Raw genomic sequence first — 16807 nt, 5'->3', positions numbered from 1 at the left:
ACTGCCACGCCGGCAGCCGATCCCAGTGCTGCCGTCGTCGCCTGCGGACCTTGATCAGGCCCGGCGGCGGAGGATTCCCAGCTCATACCGCATCCGCCTGGTAGCCGATCTCGGCCTCATCCTCGGCGAAACGACGGATGCGGCGGTAGTCGAGGAGGCTGATGACGTTGTCTTCCACCTGGATGACCGCCTGTTCCTTCGAGCCGTCGATGGCAAACTGGACGCTGGCACCATCCTGGCCAAGCCGGCCGTGCGAGACCGGGTGACTGTCGAGGAACTCCTGCGCGCTGCGCAGCTGCCGGCGCGCGGCCTCGCGCAGGCGCTCGCCGTCCAGGGGTACGCCGCTGCCATCGCTCATGAACTGGGCGACCTGCTGGGCGGCCAGCGAGATGCGGGCGTAGCCGATCTGGCGGTTCGCCGCCAATGTCTCGGCCATCGCCGCGCGCACCTGGTCCGGCGACGGCAGGTGCGGGAGCAGGGGGCCGTCGAGGTAACCGAACAGCATCGGCAACAGGGTCTGCAGGGCATGGGTTGCACGTTCAAGGCGCAACTCGCTGCTGGAGCCGGTGGGATGCGAGCGCTGGTAGAAACGGAAGTAGTCGGCGAACTCGATCGGCCTGCGTGCATGCAGCAACGCGAAGCGGGCGGCCTCGGCCTGCATCTCGGAGGCGTGGCCCTGGCCGCCCTGCTCGCTGGCCAGCTGGCACAGCGCCAGCGACTCGCGGAAGTCCAGCTGCTGCAGCAACGGTGCATCGCCGGCGCCGACTGCGACGAGGAAGGCACGATACGCGCCCAGTGCCTGGTTGCTGAGCAGGCTGTGGCGGGCCAGCACGCCCTGCACCTCATGGCTCAGCAGGTTGCTGGGCTGGCCCGCTTCGAGCTGGCGCAGTGCGTCCAGCTCGTCATTGTTCAGGCTGAGCAGCTTGACCGGGCTGACCTGCACGCCGGCGTTCGGCAGCCAGGTCATGCGCGAACCATGCAGGCCCTGCTGCACACCGTCGAGCATCATGCCTTCGTCGCTGAACCCGTAGCGGTGCTCGTGCGAATCGATGGCCCACTGCAGCCAGTACTGGCCGCCGTCGATGAAGGGCAGCACGCGTCGGGTGCGTGAACCAAGCTGGCCGGGATGGGGGATGGAACGACCGTCAATGAAAACGCTCATGCGTGGCTCTCCTGGCGGCCTCACGTGGCCGGAAAATCCTTGAGGACGGTCGCAGCCGCACTGCCGACGCGGGTGAAGTCGTCGGTGGCGCCCTGCATCATGGTCTGCGCCTGGGTGAGCACCCTCGCATACTTCTCGTCCCCCGTCGCCAGGTACTGGGCCATGGCCACACCGGCGGCGGTGGTGGCGATGGTGGAGACGTTGCGCAGCGCGTCGGCGGCATCCTGCACGGCGATCGCCGCGGACTGCGCGACCGACTGGTAGGCCTTGCCGGCACCGCTGGTCTTCACCACGGTTGTGGCCATGGTGGCCGTCTGCACCTGGTTGATCACATCGATGACCTGGGCGTTGACGTTGCTCGGGTCCATACGGGCTCCTTGATGGGCGGGTGCGGCGGGCGGCGGCCGCTACGGGGTCACGGCGCCGGGTCGGTACCGTCGGTGGCCGGGGTGGAGGGGGAGTCGGGCGTGGGGTCCTGGGCGGGACCCGCTGCCGGTTCCGGACCAGGCGTGGAGTCGGGCGCAGGACCGGGCGCTTGCGCCGCGCCGTTGCCTGCAAGCTGTTCGAGCGTATGCAGGCTGGCGGTGGCGGCCGCAGCGTCGGCAGTGGCACCGTGGGTCTGTGCCTGCAGGACGCTGATGGCGGTCTTTCCTTCTGCGGTGGCCGCGGCGATCACGGCCGCTGGCGGAGGCGGGGGCGGCACCGGACCGGGTAGCGGGATCACGTTCGGCGGCGGTGGGGTGGGCGGTGGCGGAGCCGGTGGTGGCACCGGCCACGGCGCGTTGATCATCTTCGCGCAGGCAGCGGTGACCGCGGCCGAGCTGACCATGCCAGCGCCCTGCTGGCGCGCGACCGCGTTGTGCATGGCCGTGCCCAGCGTCTCCAGCATCACCATGTCGAGCATGCCGAAGGCCTGCGCCGGCGCCTGGCCTACCAACAGGGTGGAGGCGGCGGCGACGCTGTCGACGATCTGGCTGTTGACGGTGTTATCACTGCTCATGACGGAACGGCTCCCTTCTGGATGATCAGGGCCAGGACCTGGGCCAGGCTTGCGCCGGCGGTCACTTGGCCGCGTTGCTGGTTGGCGACGGCGTTCTGCATGGCCAGGCCGAGACTGTCGGCCATCGCGAGGTAGGTGGCCGACATCGCGAACGAGGGTGCCAGCGCGATCGCCAGCCCGGAGCCGGCGCTGGCAGCGTCCAGCAGATAACCGGTGGCAGGCGATGCGGGCATCGATCAGGGGCCCGGCGTGACGCCACATGGGGCGGGGGCGCGGTAGTGGATGTCACGCCGGGCCGACACGTCAGCGCAGGCCCAGGATTTCGCGGGTGGCTACGCCGTTGGAGGCGGTGTCGATCGCATACAGGGTGGATACCCCCTGGGTGGTCGACGCCTGCATGGTCACGTAGGACTGCTGCTGGTTGTTGGTGGCGTTGTGCGCGGCATTGGACAGCGCCTGGCTGGTGGCCACGAACAGGTTGCCCATTGCGATCGCCGGCGCATCACCGAGGACCTTGGTGTTGACCTGCGAGACCGAGTCGGTGATCTGACTGTTGACGGCGGTGGGAAAAGCCATGGTGAATGCTCCTTGGATGGACAGCACTACAGGAATGGAGATTGCCGGCGGCTAGCGGACTCAGCCGAGAATCTTCCGGGTTGCGGCGCCGGTGGCGCCGGTATCGACGGCGTAGAGCAGGGCGACGCCCATCGTGGTCGCGGCCTGCGCCGTGACATACATCTGCTGCTGGGCGAGCGTCGCGTTGTGGGCGGCATTGGCCAACGCCTGCGCGGTGGCCTGGTACAGCGTGCCCATTGCCGTGGCCGGCGCCACGCCCAGCACCTGCAGGTTGGCCTGGCTGACCGAATCGGTGATCTGGTCGTTGACGGCCGTGGGAAATGCCATGGCTCAGCTCCTTGCCTGCCGGCGCATCACGCGCCGAGGATCTGCTTGGTGGCCACGCCAGTGGTGGCCGTATCGATGGAGTACAGCGTGGCCACGCCCATGGTCGTGGCTGCCTGCGCGGTTACATAGGACTGCTGCTGGGCGTTGGTGGCGTTGTGGGCGGCATTGGCCAGCGCCTGCGCGGTGGCCTGGTACAGGTTGCCCATCGCCACGGCAGGGGCGTCGCCCAGCACTTTGGTATTGGCCTGGGTGACCGAATCGGTGATCTGGTCGTTGACAGCGGTCGGGAATGCCATGTGATGCTCCTTGAGGTTGGCGGGTCAGCTACGGAACGACGGATCAGGAACCCAGGCCGCGGACGCGGGTGCTGAGGATTTCCTTGCTGGCCACCGCGGTGGTGGCGGTATCGATGGAGTACAGCGTGGCCACGCCCATGGTGGTGGCCGACTGCGCGGTCACGTAGGACTGCTGCTGGGCGTTGGTAGCGTTGTGGGCGGCGTTGGCCAGCGCCTGGGCAGTGGCCTGGTACAGATTGCCGACCGCCACAGCCGGCGCGTCGCCCAGTACCTTGGTATTGGCCTGGGTGACTGAATCGGTGATCTGGTCGTTTACCGCGGTTGGAAATGCCATGTCCTGCTCCTGCGAAAAGGTGGAAGTGCGTGGTATCCAGTGTCACGGTGCGTGGTGCGTAACTGCCTGTGCTTCACCGTGGATGCAGAGTAGAAACAAGCGCTGCTGGCGGATTGGTGGAATCGACGGAGAATGCGGGGGAAATGGTGTGAAGATGGCTGCGGTGATGCGGGTGGTGCCGTCGCCGCATCATCGATTTCTCCGCATCCGCGTCGGCCGCCTATTGCTGTTCGATGTAGCAGGCCATTCGCAGGTACCAATCGATGGACTGTGAATCGGCGAAGCCTCGAAGCTCGGCCACCCAGTCCGCGATCGCATCCGCGCCCACTGGCGGCGGGAACGGAACCGGCAGGCAATTGTCTGGAATGCGGGTGGCCTGATACGCGCCCAGGTAGCCGGTCAGCTCGTTCTGCGCCACGATACGCACCGCGTCCAGCTCCCAATCGACTACTGACCCGGCAACCGGCCGATCGAGCCAGGCCTGGCGGGCCATCAGGTTGGCGTTGATGTCCGCTGCCAGCGCCGCGATGTCCTGGTCATCCGGCACGTCGAAACACACCAGATGGAACCGGGCGCCTTGAGGCGCGGTCTGGAAGGCCGTGTTGTACGCCATCACGAAGGGCGCGCCGAGCACGACACCGGTTTCTTCCTGGAACTCGCGCCTGGCGGCGTCTTCGGCGGGTTCTGCGTTGCCCATGCGCCCACCCGGCAATACCCATTGCCCGGCCTGGTTGACCAGTGTCGCTGGCCGGCTCCCGGCCCAGTTGCGGATGCGATCCAGCGCCGTGTTCACCTGCACCCCCAGGTCGGCGATCGGCCATGCGGCCATGCCCGCAATCACCAGGTCGGCCCAGGGCGGCGTTGGAACGCCCGGACGTGCCGGCGGCCAGCGACTGGCTCCCATGCGCGCAGCACGGTTCACAGCGGCAAGCACGACGGGCACGGCGGCCTGTAACTGGTCGATGGCCTGGCCAGCGTTGCTGACGTCCGCGAGCGCCTGATCGATCGCGGCGCGGGTGGCTGCGCCGTTGAGCGGCATCGGTCCCGGCCATGCAGATTTCGCGGCCAGAGCGGCATGGCTGAGCGTGGCGTTGATGGCGGCCACAGCGACCGCATCGGCATCAGCTGGCGGGTCGGCGGCCACATTGGCCACCGCAACCAACGCTGCGGCCGCTTCGGCGACCAGGACCGGTGCGGCATATCCACTCCACCATGCATTGGTGATCTGCTTGCGTGCGATGAGGTACTGGTCGCCTGAGCGAAGGGTTGCATAGACCTGCGGCATGTCGTTTCTCCTGTTGGGAACGGCGGGCTGCGAGCCGAGGCGAACGCCAGGCCGGCAGCGTGGATCACGCTGGCGGCTCAGTGATTGCGATGCTCGACCAGGTACGTGAACTCATTGCGCGTGTTGACGCGCGGCGGAATGGGGGCCAGCAGGGTGTCGTAGCGAGCTTCCCATGGAGGTGTGTTGCGGCGGTCGAGGAACGGTCGTTCGGTCTCGTCGGGCAGATCGGGTGGCCCCGGTATGTCCGGATCCAGCTGCTTCAAGCGCGCGGCCAGGCTGCCGGCAACGGCGATGATCTTTTCGCAGAGCACCGCCCTGCGTTCGGGTTCTGCGAAGTCTTCCAGGTCGGTCCATTCGATGGTTGAACCCATTTCCGTGATGCGCTTCATTCCTTTCCACTCCAGCAGCGTCTCCTGCCACACTTCCGGCGTGGCCAGCACGCTCGGCAGCTCGGTGACGGCCCAGGAATAGGTCTGCAGATTCTGGGTACGCATCACATCCAGAAGCGATGCCTTCAGCCAGATGCCGGTCAGGTCCTTCAGCGCGCTGTGGTAGGCGGCCCAGTCGCCGTGGATCACCTCCGGCTCGTCGGCGTCGATCGCGCGGGTGGAGCCGGCATCCCATGCCAGCTGTTGCAGCTCGAGCTGTGGCGTCTCCCCCAGCTCGGCAAGGGCGCCGGTCAACAGCTTGCCGACCACCAGGTAGAGCAGGGCCGAGCGGGAGATCGCATCGGGAGAGAACAGGTCTTCGTCAGTTGGGTGCTTTCCGAGCAGGGGCTGGTACCGGCACCACGCCTGCAGCAGCACATGCCGCCAGTACCACGCGGTGAGCTTCTGGCCGCTCTTCTCGTCCTTCAGCTCCTTCTGCACCCGGACAGCGTGCGAGTAAGTCACGTCGTGGGTCTTGTCCATCATGTACAGGAAGTAGCCGCTGAGCGTCATCGGCAGATTCATCTGCGAGGCGTAGCCTTCGGACCAGAACTTGCTGCAGCGGGCCAGGACGATGCCCGGCGTATAGCTCTCCCAGTCCGGCTCGCGTAGCTTGTGACGGAGCAGGGCGGCGGGAATATTGATGCCATCGTCCACATTGCCGACGTTCAGCCCTTCGCTAACCTTTTCCCAGCTCGAGTAGCCGACGGGTTGCAGTTCGACGGGCTGCAGCTTCAGCTGGCGTGTATTGATGTGGGTGTTGAGAAGTTCGACCAGCTTTGGGCCAAACTGAAGCGCCCAGTCACCCAGCGTAATGGCATTGATTCCCTGCGTGCGGGCGCTCTGTATCGACGTCTGCAGCATTGCCACCAGCTGGCCCTTGAAGGCATAGGCGCCCTGGATGGTCTCGAACGGCAGCGGTGGCGTGACGAGTTCGAAGACGTTGCCGGAATCGGATTCAAGCTTCCATGGCAGGGTGCCGGTGATGTTGAAGACCCCCGCGACAATATGGGTGAACGCGAAGATCACGCTGTCATGGGTGCAGAACTCGATCTCGATGCCATAGGTGTTGTCCGTCAGCGCTTCACCGCCCTTGCCGATGTCGATGCCCTGGACCTCCGGGGGCTTGCTGACGATCCAGCCAAGCCGTTTGTCTATCGTGATGATTGCCATGCGAAGCCCCTGCATGAGTGCGCGACCGGGAATGGCCGGCTCAGGGGCATGCTAGAAACGGGGAGACTGCGGGAATCGGCGAAATCGACGCGCAATGCGGTGCCATTGCGTGGATCGGCACCGATGCGGCGGAATCGACGACGGCGGGCCACAGCCACGCCGTCGCCGGGCCGCGGGGTCTAGAGCATGTACGGGATCTTGAAGGCCAGGGTGAAGTCCGGGGCGTCCGGGGTCAGGCCGATGCCGAGCAGGGTCACCAGCGTGGTGTGCTGGTTCAGCGCGTAGGTCACGCCCAGGTTCAGTGACGCCGCATTGGCGTCACTGCCGATCACCTTCGTCCACTTGCCGCCCTGGAAGCGGGTCGAGGCACGGGCGCTGATGCGGTCGCTGAAGGACAGGCTGAGGCTGGTGCGTTCGTTGAACGCGAAGGCAACACCGGCACCGAAGTACACCGAGCCGCCCAGCTTCACATCACCCGGGTTCACGGTATCCGGATTGCTGTCGATATCGTTGAACCCGCGTGGGATGGAGTGCACGTAGCCGATGTTGGCGAACAGGATCGCCGGATCAGCGGTCTTGACCATCGAAAGACCCAGGTTGGCCTGCCATACGCCGTTGCCGGTGGGCTGTTCGCGCGGCACGGCGAAGCGGATGTAGTCATCGTCGTCGCGCTCGATCACCTTCCAGTCCAGGCCGTAGGGCGCGCGGCCGGTTGGTGCGGTCACGCCTGCCGTCAGTACCGTCTCGGGCCGCCAGCCACGTTCCCCGAACAGCCGGTAGTTGGCGCTCAGGCCGATATCGCCCAGGCCGTTGCCGTTGGTCTCTTCCTGGGCGATGGCAGCGGCTGCGCCGCCCGCCCCACCTTTCTGGTAGACCGTGCGACGTGCCAGGTAGGGCACGTCCAGATTGAGCGTGAGGTTCGGGCTGACGCCCCAGCGTGCGGCCAGGTTGTAGGTGAGCGAATCGGATTCCACGTTCTCGATGGCGATGTTGCCGAGGAAGATCGCGTCCAGAGCGAGGAAACCGTTGAGGGTGAGCTGCTTGCGGTCGTAGCGGGCGTAGGTGAGGCTGTTCTCGACGGTGAAGCGGCGGGAGAACAGGGCCGATTGCTGCTGCTTCACATCATCCACGCTGCGTCGCGACTCCTGCCTGGCCTGCTGCGCCTCGGCCGCCGTGCTTGCGTAGCCCTCGCTGCCCGGTGGAGCGGCTGCACCGCCCTGTAGCGTCGAGCCATGCTCGACTGCCGTTGCCGGAGCAGTCGCGGCTGCCGGACCCGTCGTTCCAACCCGGCCACTCAATCGCGCCTGCATGGCCTGCACCTGCATGTCCAGTTCGCGCAATCGTCGAACTTCCTGTGCGTAGTTGCTCTTGAGCTGCTCCAGCTGGTTGGCCAAGGCCTGTACGTCCGCGCTGTCGTCGGCCACCGCTGGAGGCGCGGCGAGGGCGGTGCCCGCCAGCGCCGCCAGCGCCAGCGGGGTGATCCTCAGAAGGGTGTGCATGTTCGTGTCCTGCGATGTGGAACGCGTCCCCCAATGCCGTGCCGTGTTACTGGCCCGGCCCCATGCCACGGTTCAGCGCGATTGCCTGGGCCACGTTCTGGCTCAACGGCAGGTTGCCGCCCGCGGTGTTCCTCACCAGTTCCAGCCGCAGCTGGTTGCTGGCTGCCTGGCCGTCACCGGCCAGGGCAATGCCCTGGCCGACACTGCCATTGCGTATCCATTGCTGCACCAGTCCCTGGCCGTCCACCTGCAGCATCAGGCGTGCCTGGTTGCCGTCCAGCACAGCACTGGCACTGATACCGGCCTGCTGTGCGCTGGCCGAGTGAGCGCCGTCGGATGTCACTGCGGGCACGGCACCGTCGCGCACCACCAGCGTGGTGGCGTTGCGTGCGACGTTGCCGTCGCCGGCTACCTGCACGCTCTGCACCAGCCCACTGGCGTTGGCCAGGCCGGTGCTGTCGATGCTGCGGCCCCGCGTGTCCGGCAACGGTGCGTCGGCGGCGGTCACTTGCACGCTGGGCTGGAAGCTCAGTTTCGGGGCGCCGCCGCTTCGGAAGTCCATGCCCAGCGTCAGTGCGCCCTGCAGCGTGGCGCCGTTGCCGGCCTGCCATTGCGAAACCATGGTTACCCCGAACCAGGCCACGGTGTTTCCGCCTACGGTGTAGCGGCCACGCATCAGGTTCAGCTCGGGATCCGGAATTTCCTTCAGGCCGCGTCCCGGCGCGCCCTCCGCTGCAAGCAGGGGCAGGGCAGGGGTTGCCAGCAGCAGGACAATCAGCAAGGGGCGGCGGAACATGGCAAAGCCTCCTTCAGAACAGGTCGGCATGGCTGAAGCCGAAGTCGACCAGCTCGGCATCGGTGATCGGCCCCTGTCGCGCGAAGAGCGCGCGGGCACTGGGCCGTTCGTTGGGTTGCAGCAAGACCGTGTTGCGATCGAAGTCACTGCCGATCACCACGAACACGGCACGTGAGGGCCAGGCCCCCAGAAACTCCGCCAGGGCCAGGCTGCGGTTGCCGAGGATCGGGTCTGCCACTTCCACGATGCCCTCCCGGACCTGCTTGAGCACCACGAAATGGCGGAAGCCGCGCACGTCCATCAGCACCAGGCCGGGAACGCGCAGTGTGCGCAGGCGTTGTTCATCGATGCGGTAGCCGCGCCCACGCATGCCCAGTGATTCCACGTAGCGCTTGATGTCGAGCAGCGAGAAGCCGCGTTCGGCGACCAGCGCCGGATCGGATACCCCCATCATCCCTTCGATGACCGTCGCCTCGTCGGTGTCCAGGTGGTAGGCGTGGCGCAGGATGGTCGCCAGCGCCGCAGCCCCGCAGCTGTAGTCGGTGTGCTGGCGTACCACGTTGCGGTAGCGCCGCTCCTGCATGCTCTCCACCTTCTGCTGCAGCAGCGCGCCATTGGGCAGCACGCCACTGAAGCGCACGTCGCCCGCCCACGCAGAAGCAGTGGCCAGCAGCAACAGGCACGAGAGCAGGCGTATCGAAAGACGGCAACGGATCATCACGGTCTCCGGCAGCAGGGGGGAGCCCCTGTCCCAAGGGGGAGGAGGAACAGGGGCTCCCGGGAACCCGGCCATTGGCGGACGGCCGGGGTGTTGCGCTTACTCGCCGCTGCCACCACCACCGCCGGTGCTGGGCTGGGCGACTGCCAGGGCCAGGCTGTTGGCCTGCAGGTTGCCGGTGCCGGACGCCACGTTCACGCCGATGTTGCCGGAGGCGCCGGAGAAGGCGCTGCCCGACAATGCCGATGTGTTGGTGGCGTTGACGTTCACCCAGCGCGTGGTGCTGACCGTGCCGCTGAGGCTGGCATACAGGTCGGCCACGCCCAGTTCGACGAACTGGCTGGTGCCACTCTCACGCGTGTCGAAGCCCAGGCCGCCAACCCCCGGCCGGTTGGGGTTCATCGTGGCGTTCTGGATTTCGTTGTCCAGGTCGATGTGGCCGGTGCTGTTGCCGCCCGGGTGTGGCAGTTCGCCATTCCAGGTATCCAGATAGTAGTTCGCCATCTGGTAGGCGTTGCCGGTCCCGCGGTAGGTGCCCGCGCCATAGGCCAGGGTCAGGCCGCTGACACCGCCACGCATGCCCACCTGCACGGTATCCGTGTAGGACTGCACGAAGCCGGCGTTGCTGACGGTGTTGCCGGTGGAGACCTGGTTCGAACTGATGCTCGATTGTGCCACCGCCGTGGTTGCTACCGAGGCTGCGAGCGCGTTCTTCTGCTCATTGTTGTTGCCCGAAGCGATGTTCACGCCGATATTGCCGGACGCGCCGCCGAAGGCATTGCCGCCCAGGCCTGCGGCGTTGGTGACGCCGGAGTTCATGGTGGCATTGCCGAATCCAGCCTGATTGACGAACACCTCGGCGTCGGCCATGCCGAAGCTGAAGGATGCGTCGGCAGCGGACAGTGACGCGGCATTGTCCTGGGCATTGTTGTCGCCGGAGACCACGTTGAAGCCGAGATTGCCCGATGCGCCGGCACCCACGCTGTCACCGATGGAGGCGCTGTTGGTGACCAGGCTGTTGCTGGTGGCGTTGTTGCTGATCGACTGGCGGTTGTCGATCACTGCGATGGCGGCCGAGTCGAGGTCGATGTCACCGGTGATGTTCGGGTCGCCGGAGAAGTTGATATCGGTACTCAGCCGCAGGTCCTTCTCCAGGTTCACGTCGACGCCGTGGTTGTTCTTTTCCTTGCGTTCGTCGGCCTGGATGTTGCTGTGCTTCTGCACATTGACGTTGACGGTGCGGTTGCGCACGTCGTTGTCGGTATGGTTGTGCGTGTCGTTGCGGGTTTCGCTGACGGTGTGGTTGTGGTTGATGTTCGCGTTGGCGTTCTGGTTGTCCCAGCCATTGGCCGCAGCGGCGGTCGAGGCAGTGGCAATCGCCATGGCGAGCATGGTCTGTTTGACGGTCGCTTTCATGGTGCCCTCTCTCTCATCAGGTGGTGCATCGGTTGGGTGGTTGTCACGGGCGGTCCTGCACGACCAGGCCCAGCACATTGGCCGTGTCGTTGCCGCTGCCCGCTATCTGATTGAGTTGCAGGACCCCGTCGAATCCCCGCAGCGCGGTGCTGGCTACACCGACGCTACGGGTGCCCGTCGCAACGCCGCGACCGGCGTCGTCCCGCCCCCCTGCCAACGCGGAACCTTCGGCGGCCAAGGCCGAGTCGTCGGTTTCGCGTATGCCCTGTCGGGCCAGCGTCGCGCTGACGACGTTGAGCGTCGTGTTGGCGATGCCGCTGGCCTGGTTGATGGATGCGATGCCACTGGCGCCCGCGAGTGCGTCGCCGTCGATATCGGCGCGTGCGTGCAATGCGGCCGACAGCACCCGGTTGCCGCGCAGCAGTTGCTGGGCGTTGATGGCCGCATCGGCGCGCTTGCCACTGGCGATGCCACGCAGGTTGGCCTGCTGGTTGAGATCACCGGCCGCCTGGTTCACCGCGATCGCGCCATTGGCGCCGGCCAGTGCGTGGCCCTCGATACGGGCCACATCCAGATAGGCCAGCATGCCGCTGTACTCGTCGCAGTGTGCATGCGACGGCGCCATTGCCAGCATCAGCAGCGGCAGGTACGGGCGTTTCACTTGCCACCTGCCGGGGCCGGACCCTGCAGTGGGAACTGGGCGAGCGCGCCGCGTACCGTATCGCCAATGCCGCGTGTGCTGTTGCCCACCGCGCCGAGCGGACCGCTCATGGCGCCGCCGAGACTGCTGCCGACCATGCCTTCGCTGCCGCGACCGAGCGTGCCACCCAGCGCCTGCTGGGTGACCCGCTCGACCGTCGTCCCCCCCGGTGCCGAGGCCGCAGCGGCATGCCCTGCACCCATGCCTGCATAGTCCTCGTCACTCAGCTCGTCCATTTCGCCGCTGCCGGTGCGGGTGCCAAGCGCAGCGGCGATCTCCCGCTGAGGCTTTGGATCGGCGATCAGCGCCATGCCCGGCGGTGCCATCCGGTAGGCGGGGCGCGCCGACACATCGCGCAACAGGACGATTTCGCCCGGTTGCGCCTTCACCGCTTGGCGCGCGCCGGAACCGGCCGCGTTCATGGCGACCGACAACAGGGCCAGCGCCAGCGGTGCCGCCAGGCCACGAATGAGGGTGGTGCCGTCCATGCCGATCTCCCGCGGTGGGTGCGGCGGAACCACGCATCAACCGTGCCAAGTGCCGGAGGTCCGCGCCGCAGACGATGGCAGGGGTGCGGCGCGGTCGGGTGGCGCCAGGGCGTTACAACCGCGTGGGGGAATTGTTGGGATTGCGCAGCCCGCAGCTGCCACAGGGCAAGGCGGACGCCCGACTGTCGCATTCTTGTTACAGGTGACATCGCCGACTGCAACGGTGCCGCTTCAGCCGGTGATTTCTTGACGCGCTGCTCATTGCGCTGCCGTTTAGCGCAGCGCTAGGATCCGCCCATCAAAGGCCGCCCCGGTGGCCGAAGAAGTCCCGGCGGGGGGCGGCACGCCGGTGATGGCCTGACAGTCCGCCGACGGTGTCCGGATGCTGGGGGAAGCATGGCGGCGGTCCCGGAGGCTTCAACATCGCGCTGCGTACTCTGGTTCGGCGAACCGCTGGCAAGCGAGCGAAGCGCGCTGGCGGCCGCAGGCTGGTATGTACGCAGCATCCATCCCGATCCCGGCATGGCCATTGGCCTGCGTGGGCGCGATCGACTGCTCGCAGTGGTCGATCTACGCCATATGGATGCGCAGGCGCTGCAGCTGCTGATGCCGTGGATCGAACAGCACCAGCATCTGCCCTGGCTGGCAGTGCTGCCGCCCGGCGCAGGCGCCACGCCAATGGCGTGGCTGCCGCTGCTGCAGTTCTGCCTGGCGCGCTTCACGCTCCCGTTCGGCCTGCAGGACCTGGTCAGTGCGATGCGCCAGCAGTTCGATGCGGATGAACCCTCTGTTGATGGCGCGTGCAATGGGCAAGGGCCGCGTTCATTGATCGGCGAGAGCCCCGCGCTGCATGCAGTGCGCACGGTGCTGCACAAGTTCGCTCCAGTGGAGTTGCCGGTGCTGGTCACAGGTGAGACCGGCACTGGCAAGGAGTTGGCCGCACACGCGCTGCATGCGTTGTCCGGGCGCGCGGGCAGGCCATTCATTGCCGTCAACTGCGGTGCGATCCCAGCCAACCTCGTGCAGTCGGAGCTGTTCGGACACGAGCGCGGCTCGTTCACCGGTGCCGACAAGCGCCAGATCGGCGTGTTTGAAACGGCCCAGGGCGGCACCGTGTTCCTCGATGAGGTGGGCGATCTGCCGGCGGAGGCCCAGACAAGCCTGCTGCGGGTGCTTCAGGAAGGTACCTTCGAGCGGGTCGGCAGCAGCCAGCCGTTGCGCGCCGACGTGCGGGTGCTTGCCGCAACCCATGTCGAGCTGGAGCATGCCGTGGCCCACGGCCGTTTCCGCAGTGACCTTTACTACCGCCTCAACGTCCTGCGGCTGCTGATGCCGCCGCTGCGCGAACGTGGTGCCGATGTTCAGCTGCTGGCCGAGCACTTCCTGCGCTGCTTCCGGTTGCGCCACACGGTACGCGCACGCGGCTTCTCACCGGCGGCGATCCAGGCGATGCGCCGCTTCGACTGGCCGGGCAATGTCCGTGAACTGCTCAACCGGGTGCAGCGCGCTGCGATCATGGCCGAAGGCGAGCTGATCAGCGAGCGGGACCTGGAACTGGGCGCGCCGGTGCCGGTCCTGCCCGGCGCGATGCTGCATGATGCGCGTGGCCAGGCCGAACGTGATGTGCTGCTTCAGACCCTGCGCCAGACCGGCTACAACGTCTCCGAGTGTGCACGGCAGATGCAGATTTCGAGGGTGACGGTGTACCGGCTGTGCCGCAAGCACCGGCTGGAGCTGCCTGCGCAGCGCTGATCAGCCGGCCGCGAGGTGCTTGAACAGGCGCAACGGCCTGCCCGCGACGCGCTCGATCACGCCCTTGGCTTCCAGGTCCAGCTGCACGGCCTTCAACCACCAGCCGGCGGTGACACCAGCCGGGAACAGGGCGGCGGGCAGATGTGGCAGCAGTGCCTGTTTTGCCTGCGCAACGGTCAGGCCTGGCGCTTGCGCAGGCAGGGCCCGCAGCAAGGCATGGCGCATGGCGAGATACTTGGCACGATCCACGCGCTGGAAGTGCCCGGGCGTGGTGATGCTCTCGATCTCGATCCGCTCGGGCTCAGACATGGGTATCTCCCGTGACTTCGATGCGTGGGCTGCGGAAGCCCATGGCGATCCACGCCTTCATCAACCGGGCATAGAACCGCAGCGACCGGGTCTCCAGGTTCGGCACATCGTCGGGAAGGACAGACGCGTCAGGAAGATCACTGACCATCGTCCGCATTTCGACGGCGGGGCGTATCGAGGCCGGCCACAACAGGCCGTACAGGCTCAACCAATGGCCACCGCTGAACTCCAGGAAGAGCGGTGTATTGCAGCAGCCCGCCACAACGCGGCGGCTGCCGCCCCTGCTGGACAACCGCAACGCACGCAGCATGGAATGCCCGGCATCGATGCTGACGCGATCCTTGCGCTGCATTACGAAATGCGTCTGGCCTTGCGGCCCCAGCACCTGCGGTGCGCCAGGCATCGCCTGCAGCTGAGCGCCGGCCCTGCGGCAGCTGTCGCAGCAGCATTCGACGGTGGCGATGGGACTGCCGGTGGTGGTCAGGCGGACCTGGCCGCAGGCGCAGGCAAGGGACTGGTGGGAGGGCATCTGCATTTTCTCCTGGGGTTTCATCCTCTCGACGAACCGGGGCACCGAAACTCGACAACATCTGCCTTCAAGGACGCATCATCCGGTAGCGGATGCGGTACAGGTCCAACCCTGCACCGTCCGTGCGGCGCGCTGAATAGGTCATGGTGTCGGGTTGCGAGCCATCCAGCATCGCGCCGTAGCTGTCGCGGGAGGGATCGTTCAAGGGGGCGGGCAATGCATGGCCCGCGTCGTAACGGCCTCCATGCTCGTAGGCAATGAACTGGCGCACCGGTGCACTGCCGAAGTCCAGAGCGCGGGCAAACACCAGCGTCCGGCCGTCGCCCAGGAAAGTGGCATCGAACTCCTGCGCTGCGGTATTGAGGTCTCCCGCCAGCGGCCGTGCCGGCTGCGCCATGCCACGCACCATCGCTGCGACGTAGAGGTCATGGCCACCCGCACCGCCTGTGCGATCGCTGGAGAACAGCAGCGTGGCTGCGTCCGGCGAGAGCATCGGCGCGAACTCATCGGCCGCGCTGTTCACTGCGGGGCCAAGATTGACTGGCTCCCCGAATCGACCGTCGCTCCCCATGCTGACCCGATACAGATCGTCGCCGCCCTGGCCGCCTGCGCGATCCGAACAGAAATACACCACGCGGCCATCGGCGGAAAAGGCGGGATCGAAGTCGCGCCCCGGCGTGTTGAACGGCACCGGCGTCGCCGACCGCCAGCGCTGTCCATCGTTGCGGGAGACCCAGATGTCATACCCACCCGGACCACCGGGCCGGTTGCGGCTGAACCACAGTGCGGTTCTTCCGTCCGGGCTCAAGGTCAGTCGAATCTCGTCGTACTGCGTGGATGCAACGCCCGGGGCAAAGCGTTCGGCGGGGCCGACGATCTGCAGCACCTTGGATGGAGGCACGGGAGGCGACGCAGCAACCAGCAGCATCACAGGCAACAGCGCCTTCATGCCTGTCGCTCGAAGTCGCTGACCCAGTTGGTTTCCCAGCTGCGCCCACCATCAATCGAAGCCGCCTGTTCCCAGCGCGCCGAACGCGGGGTGACGCGTGACCAGATCACCCGTGTCTGGATTGTTCGACCGTCGTGCTGGTCTTCGCCGAAGAAGCGGCCGACACCGGCCTGGAAACCACCGCGCAGTGGCGCGCCGATCCGGGTCGGCTCCCGGCCATCCAGCCACCAGCTCAACCAGTGCTGCTCCGCCGCATTCCAGGCGCGGATGCCCATGCCGCGCAGCGGTGCTCCAGGCACGTCCATCAGGTTGTCACCCACGTTGCCGAATCCCCCCAGTACCGGCCAGTTGTGCAGGGTGCCGTTGAACGCGTCCCATGCATCGCTGCCTGCCAGCCGAGCGCGCAGGCGGCGATGGCGCACGTTCCAATGGCCCACCAGGAAATCAAAATCGCCCGGTGCATCCGGCAGCTTCGGAAGCGGAGAGGGGGCCACCGCAGTGCGGCGGAACCCGTTGCGCCAGTTCACTTCCCAGTGCGCACCGGCATCGTCGGAGAACGCCTGCTCCCACCACGGCTCCTCGCCATGGATGTCATGCCAGCGGAACCAGACCTCGATGGGGCGTCCCTTGAAGTCATCGCGACCGCGGAAGCTGCCGCCATTGCCTTCGAAGACGCCGCGCACGGGCGCTTCGATATGGGCAGGGTTGCGGCCATCGATCCACCAGATCGACCACGTGGAAGACACTGGATCAAATGCACGCACGCCCAGGCCCCTGTAGGGGCCAGAAGGCAGCGCCATGACGTTGTCGTCGATGGTGCCCAGTCCGCCCAGGGTGAGCCAGACCGCGCTGGCGCCGGTGAAGGCTTCCCAACGGGTGTCGCCCACCAGGCGCTCCTTCAGCCGTTGATGCCGGACCTGCCAGTTGCCCTGCAACCATTTCCAGTCTTCGCCGTGGCTGGCCAGGGCCCACCCGGAGGGCAGGGCAGTGGACGCCGCCGCGGCGGCCAGGGTGGCCAGGAACTGCCGTCGATCCATGTGCGTGATCCCCTGTCGAAGGTGCCTCCATCG

At 66.7% G+C, this 16807-nt stretch carries 21 protein-coding genes; 1 reads left to right on the top strand and 20 read right to left on the bottom strand.

Annotated features, from left to right (window positions below):
• Positions 1-82 precede the first annotated feature (82 nt).
• From EZ304_RS01335 to EZ304_RS01260, 16 genes are all read right to left on the bottom strand, one after another.
• A complete protein-coding gene (locus EZ304_RS01335; protein WP_142806018.1) occupies positions 83-1162 on the bottom strand; it encodes a hypothetical protein in 1080 nt (359 codons plus the stop codon).
• Between the two features lie 20 nt (positions 1163-1182).
• Complete coding sequence (locus EZ304_RS01330; RefSeq protein WP_099551024.1) at positions 1183-1530, bottom strand: hypothetical protein; 348 nt, start codon at positions 1528-1530, stop codon at positions 1183-1185.
• 47 nt (positions 1531-1577) lie between these two features.
• A complete protein-coding gene (locus EZ304_RS01325; RefSeq protein ID WP_142806017.1) occupies positions 1578-2162 on the bottom strand; it encodes a RebB family R body protein in 585 nt (194 codons plus the stop codon).
• The gene (locus tag EZ304_RS01320; protein ID WP_053511975.1) at positions 2159-2395 is read right to left on the bottom strand and encodes a RebB family R body protein; all 237 of its coding nucleotides are present in this window, start codon (positions 2393-2395) and stop codon (positions 2159-2161) included. Before EZ304_RS01320 ends, EZ304_RS01325 begins: the two co-directional genes overlap by 4 nt.
• Positions 2396-2465: 70 nt before the next feature.
• On the bottom strand, positions 2466-2738 hold the full coding sequence (locus EZ304_RS01315; protein ID WP_005416651.1) for a RebB family R body protein: 273 nt from the start codon (positions 2736-2738) through the stop codon (positions 2466-2468).
• 60 nt (positions 2739-2798) lie between these two features.
• Positions 2799-3065: a RebB family R body protein gene (locus EZ304_RS01310; protein WP_006446865.1), complete on the bottom strand. Its 267-nt coding sequence runs from the start codon at positions 3063-3065 to the stop codon at positions 2799-2801.
• 26 nt (positions 3066-3091) lie between these two features.
• Positions 3092-3361, bottom strand: a complete 270-nt coding sequence (locus EZ304_RS01305) for a RebB family R body protein (RefSeq protein WP_005416649.1) — start codon at positions 3359-3361, stop codon at positions 3092-3094.
• Between the two features lie 43 nt (positions 3362-3404).
• A complete protein-coding gene (locus EZ304_RS01300) occupies positions 3405-3695 on the bottom strand; it encodes a RebB family R body protein (protein ID WP_005416648.1) in 291 nt (96 codons plus the stop codon).
• 220 nt (positions 3696-3915) lie between these two features.
• A complete protein-coding gene (locus EZ304_RS01295; RefSeq protein WP_142806016.1) occupies positions 3916-4980 on the bottom strand; it encodes an NUDIX domain-containing protein in 1065 nt (354 codons plus the stop codon).
• Positions 4981-5057: 77 nt separating this feature from the next.
• Positions 5058-6581 (bottom strand): hypothetical protein, encoded by a 1524-nt coding sequence (locus tag EZ304_RS01290; RefSeq protein WP_142806015.1) that lies wholly within the window; start codon positions 6579-6581, stop codon positions 5058-5060.
• Between the two features lie 179 nt (positions 6582-6760).
• Complete coding sequence (locus EZ304_RS01285; protein WP_142806014.1) at positions 6761-8080, bottom strand: transporter; 1320 nt, start codon at positions 8078-8080, stop codon at positions 6761-6763.
• Between the two features lie 46 nt (positions 8081-8126).
• A complete protein-coding gene (locus EZ304_RS01280; RefSeq protein ID WP_142806013.1) occupies positions 8127-8876 on the bottom strand; it encodes a hypothetical protein in 750 nt (249 codons plus the stop codon).
• A 13-nt stretch (positions 8877-8889) separates the two neighbouring features.
• Entirely contained in the window at positions 8890-9594 is a 705-nt protein-coding gene (locus EZ304_RS01275; RefSeq protein WP_099552131.1) for a C39 family peptidase, read from the bottom strand.
• Between the two features lie 99 nt (positions 9595-9693).
• The gene (locus tag EZ304_RS01270; protein WP_099552132.1) at positions 9694-11010 is read right to left on the bottom strand and encodes an adhesin; all 1317 of its coding nucleotides are present in this window, start codon (positions 11008-11010) and stop codon (positions 9694-9696) included.
• Positions 11011-11053: 43 nt separating this feature from the next.
• Positions 11054-11644, bottom strand: a complete 591-nt coding sequence (locus EZ304_RS01265) for a hypothetical protein (protein WP_099552285.1) — start codon at positions 11642-11644, stop codon at positions 11054-11056.
• Positions 11645-11667: 23 nt separating this feature from the next.
• Positions 11668-12198: a hypothetical protein gene (locus EZ304_RS01260; RefSeq protein ID WP_099552133.1), complete on the bottom strand. Its 531-nt coding sequence runs from the start codon at positions 12196-12198 to the stop codon at positions 11668-11670.
• 396 nt (positions 12199-12594) lie between these two features.
• Between EZ304_RS01260 and EZ304_RS01255 the strand changes: the two genes are divergently transcribed.
• Complete coding sequence (locus EZ304_RS01255; RefSeq protein ID WP_099552134.1) at positions 12595-13950, top strand: sigma-54 dependent transcriptional regulator; 1356 nt, start codon at positions 12595-12597, stop codon at positions 13948-13950.
• On the opposite strand, the gene EZ304_RS01250 is transcribed toward EZ304_RS01255, so the two are convergent.
• From EZ304_RS01250 to EZ304_RS01235, 4 genes are all read right to left on the bottom strand, one after another.
• Positions 13951-14259: a DUF6958 family protein gene (locus EZ304_RS01250; RefSeq protein ID WP_142806012.1), complete on the bottom strand. Its 309-nt coding sequence runs from the start codon at positions 14257-14259 to the stop codon at positions 13951-13953.
• Positions 14252-14794 (bottom strand): GFA family protein, encoded by a 543-nt coding sequence (locus EZ304_RS01245; protein ID WP_099552286.1) that lies wholly within the window; start codon positions 14792-14794, stop codon positions 14252-14254. The genes EZ304_RS01250 and EZ304_RS01245 overlap by 8 nt, the downstream gene beginning before the upstream one ends.
• 61 nt (positions 14795-14855) lie before the next feature.
• Positions 14856-15737 carry a TolB family protein gene (locus EZ304_RS01240; protein WP_142806011.1) on the bottom strand — a complete coding sequence of 294 codons (882 nt, stop codon included), beginning with the start codon at positions 15735-15737 and terminating at the stop codon, positions 14856-14858.
• Positions 15734-16774, bottom strand: coding sequence for a hypothetical protein (locus EZ304_RS01235; RefSeq protein ID WP_099552137.1), 1041 nt, complete (start codon positions 16772-16774; stop codon positions 15734-15736). The genes EZ304_RS01240 and EZ304_RS01235 overlap by 4 nt, the downstream gene beginning before the upstream one ends.
• Between the last annotated feature and the right edge of the window lie 33 nt (positions 16775-16807).

It is taken from the genome of Stenotrophomonas maltophilia, from assembly GCF_006974125.1.
Lineage (GTDB): Bacteria > Pseudomonadota > Gammaproteobacteria > Xanthomonadales > Xanthomonadaceae > Stenotrophomonas > Stenotrophomonas maltophilia_O.
This window is presented reverse-complemented; position numbering and strand designations above follow the sequence as displayed.

Excerpts from the sequence above, each read along its gene's own strand:
- EZ304_RS01335 (WP_142806018.1), bottom strand. The coding sequence starts at position 1,162 with ATGAGCGTTTTCATTGACGGTCGTTCCATCCCCCATCCCGGCCAGCTT.
- EZ304_RS01330 (WP_099551024.1), bottom strand. The coding sequence starts at position 1,530 with ATGGACCCGAGCAACGTCAACGCCCAGGTCATCGATGTGATCAACCAG.
- EZ304_RS01325 (WP_142806017.1), bottom strand. The coding sequence starts at position 2,162 with ATGAGCAGTGATAACACCGTCAACAGCCAGATCGTCGACAGCGTCGCC.
- EZ304_RS01320 (WP_053511975.1), bottom strand. The coding sequence starts at position 2,395 with ATGCCCGCATCGCCTGCCACCGGTTATCTGCTGGACGCTGCCAGCGCC.
- EZ304_RS01315 (WP_005416651.1), bottom strand. The coding sequence starts at position 2,738 with ATGGCTTTTCCCACCGCCGTCAACAGTCAGATCACCGACTCGGTCTCG.
- EZ304_RS01310 (WP_006446865.1), bottom strand. The coding sequence starts at position 3,065 with ATGGCATTTCCCACGGCCGTCAACGACCAGATCACCGATTCGGTCAGC.
- EZ304_RS01305 (WP_005416649.1), bottom strand. The coding sequence starts at position 3,361 with ATGGCATTCCCGACCGCTGTCAACGACCAGATCACCGATTCGGTCACC.
- EZ304_RS01300 (WP_005416648.1), bottom strand. The coding sequence starts at position 3,695 with ATGGCATTTCCAACCGCGGTAAACGACCAGATCACCGATTCAGTCACC.
- EZ304_RS01295 (WP_142806016.1), bottom strand. The coding sequence starts at position 4,980 with ATGCCGCAGGTCTATGCAACCCTTCGCTCAGGCGACCAGTACCTCATC.
- EZ304_RS01290 (WP_142806015.1), bottom strand. The coding sequence starts at position 6,581 with ATGGCAATCATCACGATAGACAAACGGCTTGGCTGGATCGTCAGCAAG.
- EZ304_RS01285 (WP_142806014.1), bottom strand. The coding sequence starts at position 8,080 with ATGCACACCCTTCTGAGGATCACCCCGCTGGCGCTGGCGGCGCTGGCG.
- EZ304_RS01280 (WP_142806013.1), bottom strand. The coding sequence starts at position 8,876 with ATGTTCCGCCGCCCCTTGCTGATTGTCCTGCTGCTGGCAACCCCTGCC.
- EZ304_RS01275 (WP_099552131.1), bottom strand. The coding sequence starts at position 9,594 with ATGATCCGTTGCCGTCTTTCGATACGCCTGCTCTCGTGCCTGTTGCTG.
- EZ304_RS01270 (WP_099552132.1), bottom strand. The coding sequence starts at position 11,010 with ATGAAAGCGACCGTCAAACAGACCATGCTCGCCATGGCGATTGCCACT.
- EZ304_RS01265 (WP_099552285.1), bottom strand. The coding sequence starts at position 11,644 with ATGCTGGCAATGGCGCCGTCGCATGCACACTGCGACGAGTACAGCGGC.
- EZ304_RS01260 (WP_099552133.1), bottom strand. The coding sequence starts at position 12,198 with ATGGACGGCACCACCCTCATTCGTGGCCTGGCGGCACCGCTGGCGCTG.
- EZ304_RS01255 (WP_099552134.1), top strand. The coding sequence starts at position 12,595 with ATGGCGGCGGTCCCGGAGGCTTCAACATCGCGCTGCGTACTCTGGTTC.
- EZ304_RS01250 (WP_142806012.1), bottom strand. The coding sequence starts at position 14,259 with ATGTCTGAGCCCGAGCGGATCGAGATCGAGAGCATCACCACGCCCGGG.
- EZ304_RS01245 (WP_099552286.1), bottom strand. The coding sequence starts at position 14,794 with ATGCAGATGCCCTCCCACCAGTCCCTTGCCTGCGCCTGCGGCCAGGTC.
- EZ304_RS01240 (WP_142806011.1), bottom strand. The coding sequence starts at position 15,737 with ATGAAGGCGCTGTTGCCTGTGATGCTGCTGGTTGCTGCGTCGCCTCCC.
- EZ304_RS01235 (WP_099552137.1), bottom strand. The coding sequence starts at position 16,774 with ATGGATCGACGGCAGTTCCTGGCCACCCTGGCCGCCGCGGCGGCGTCC.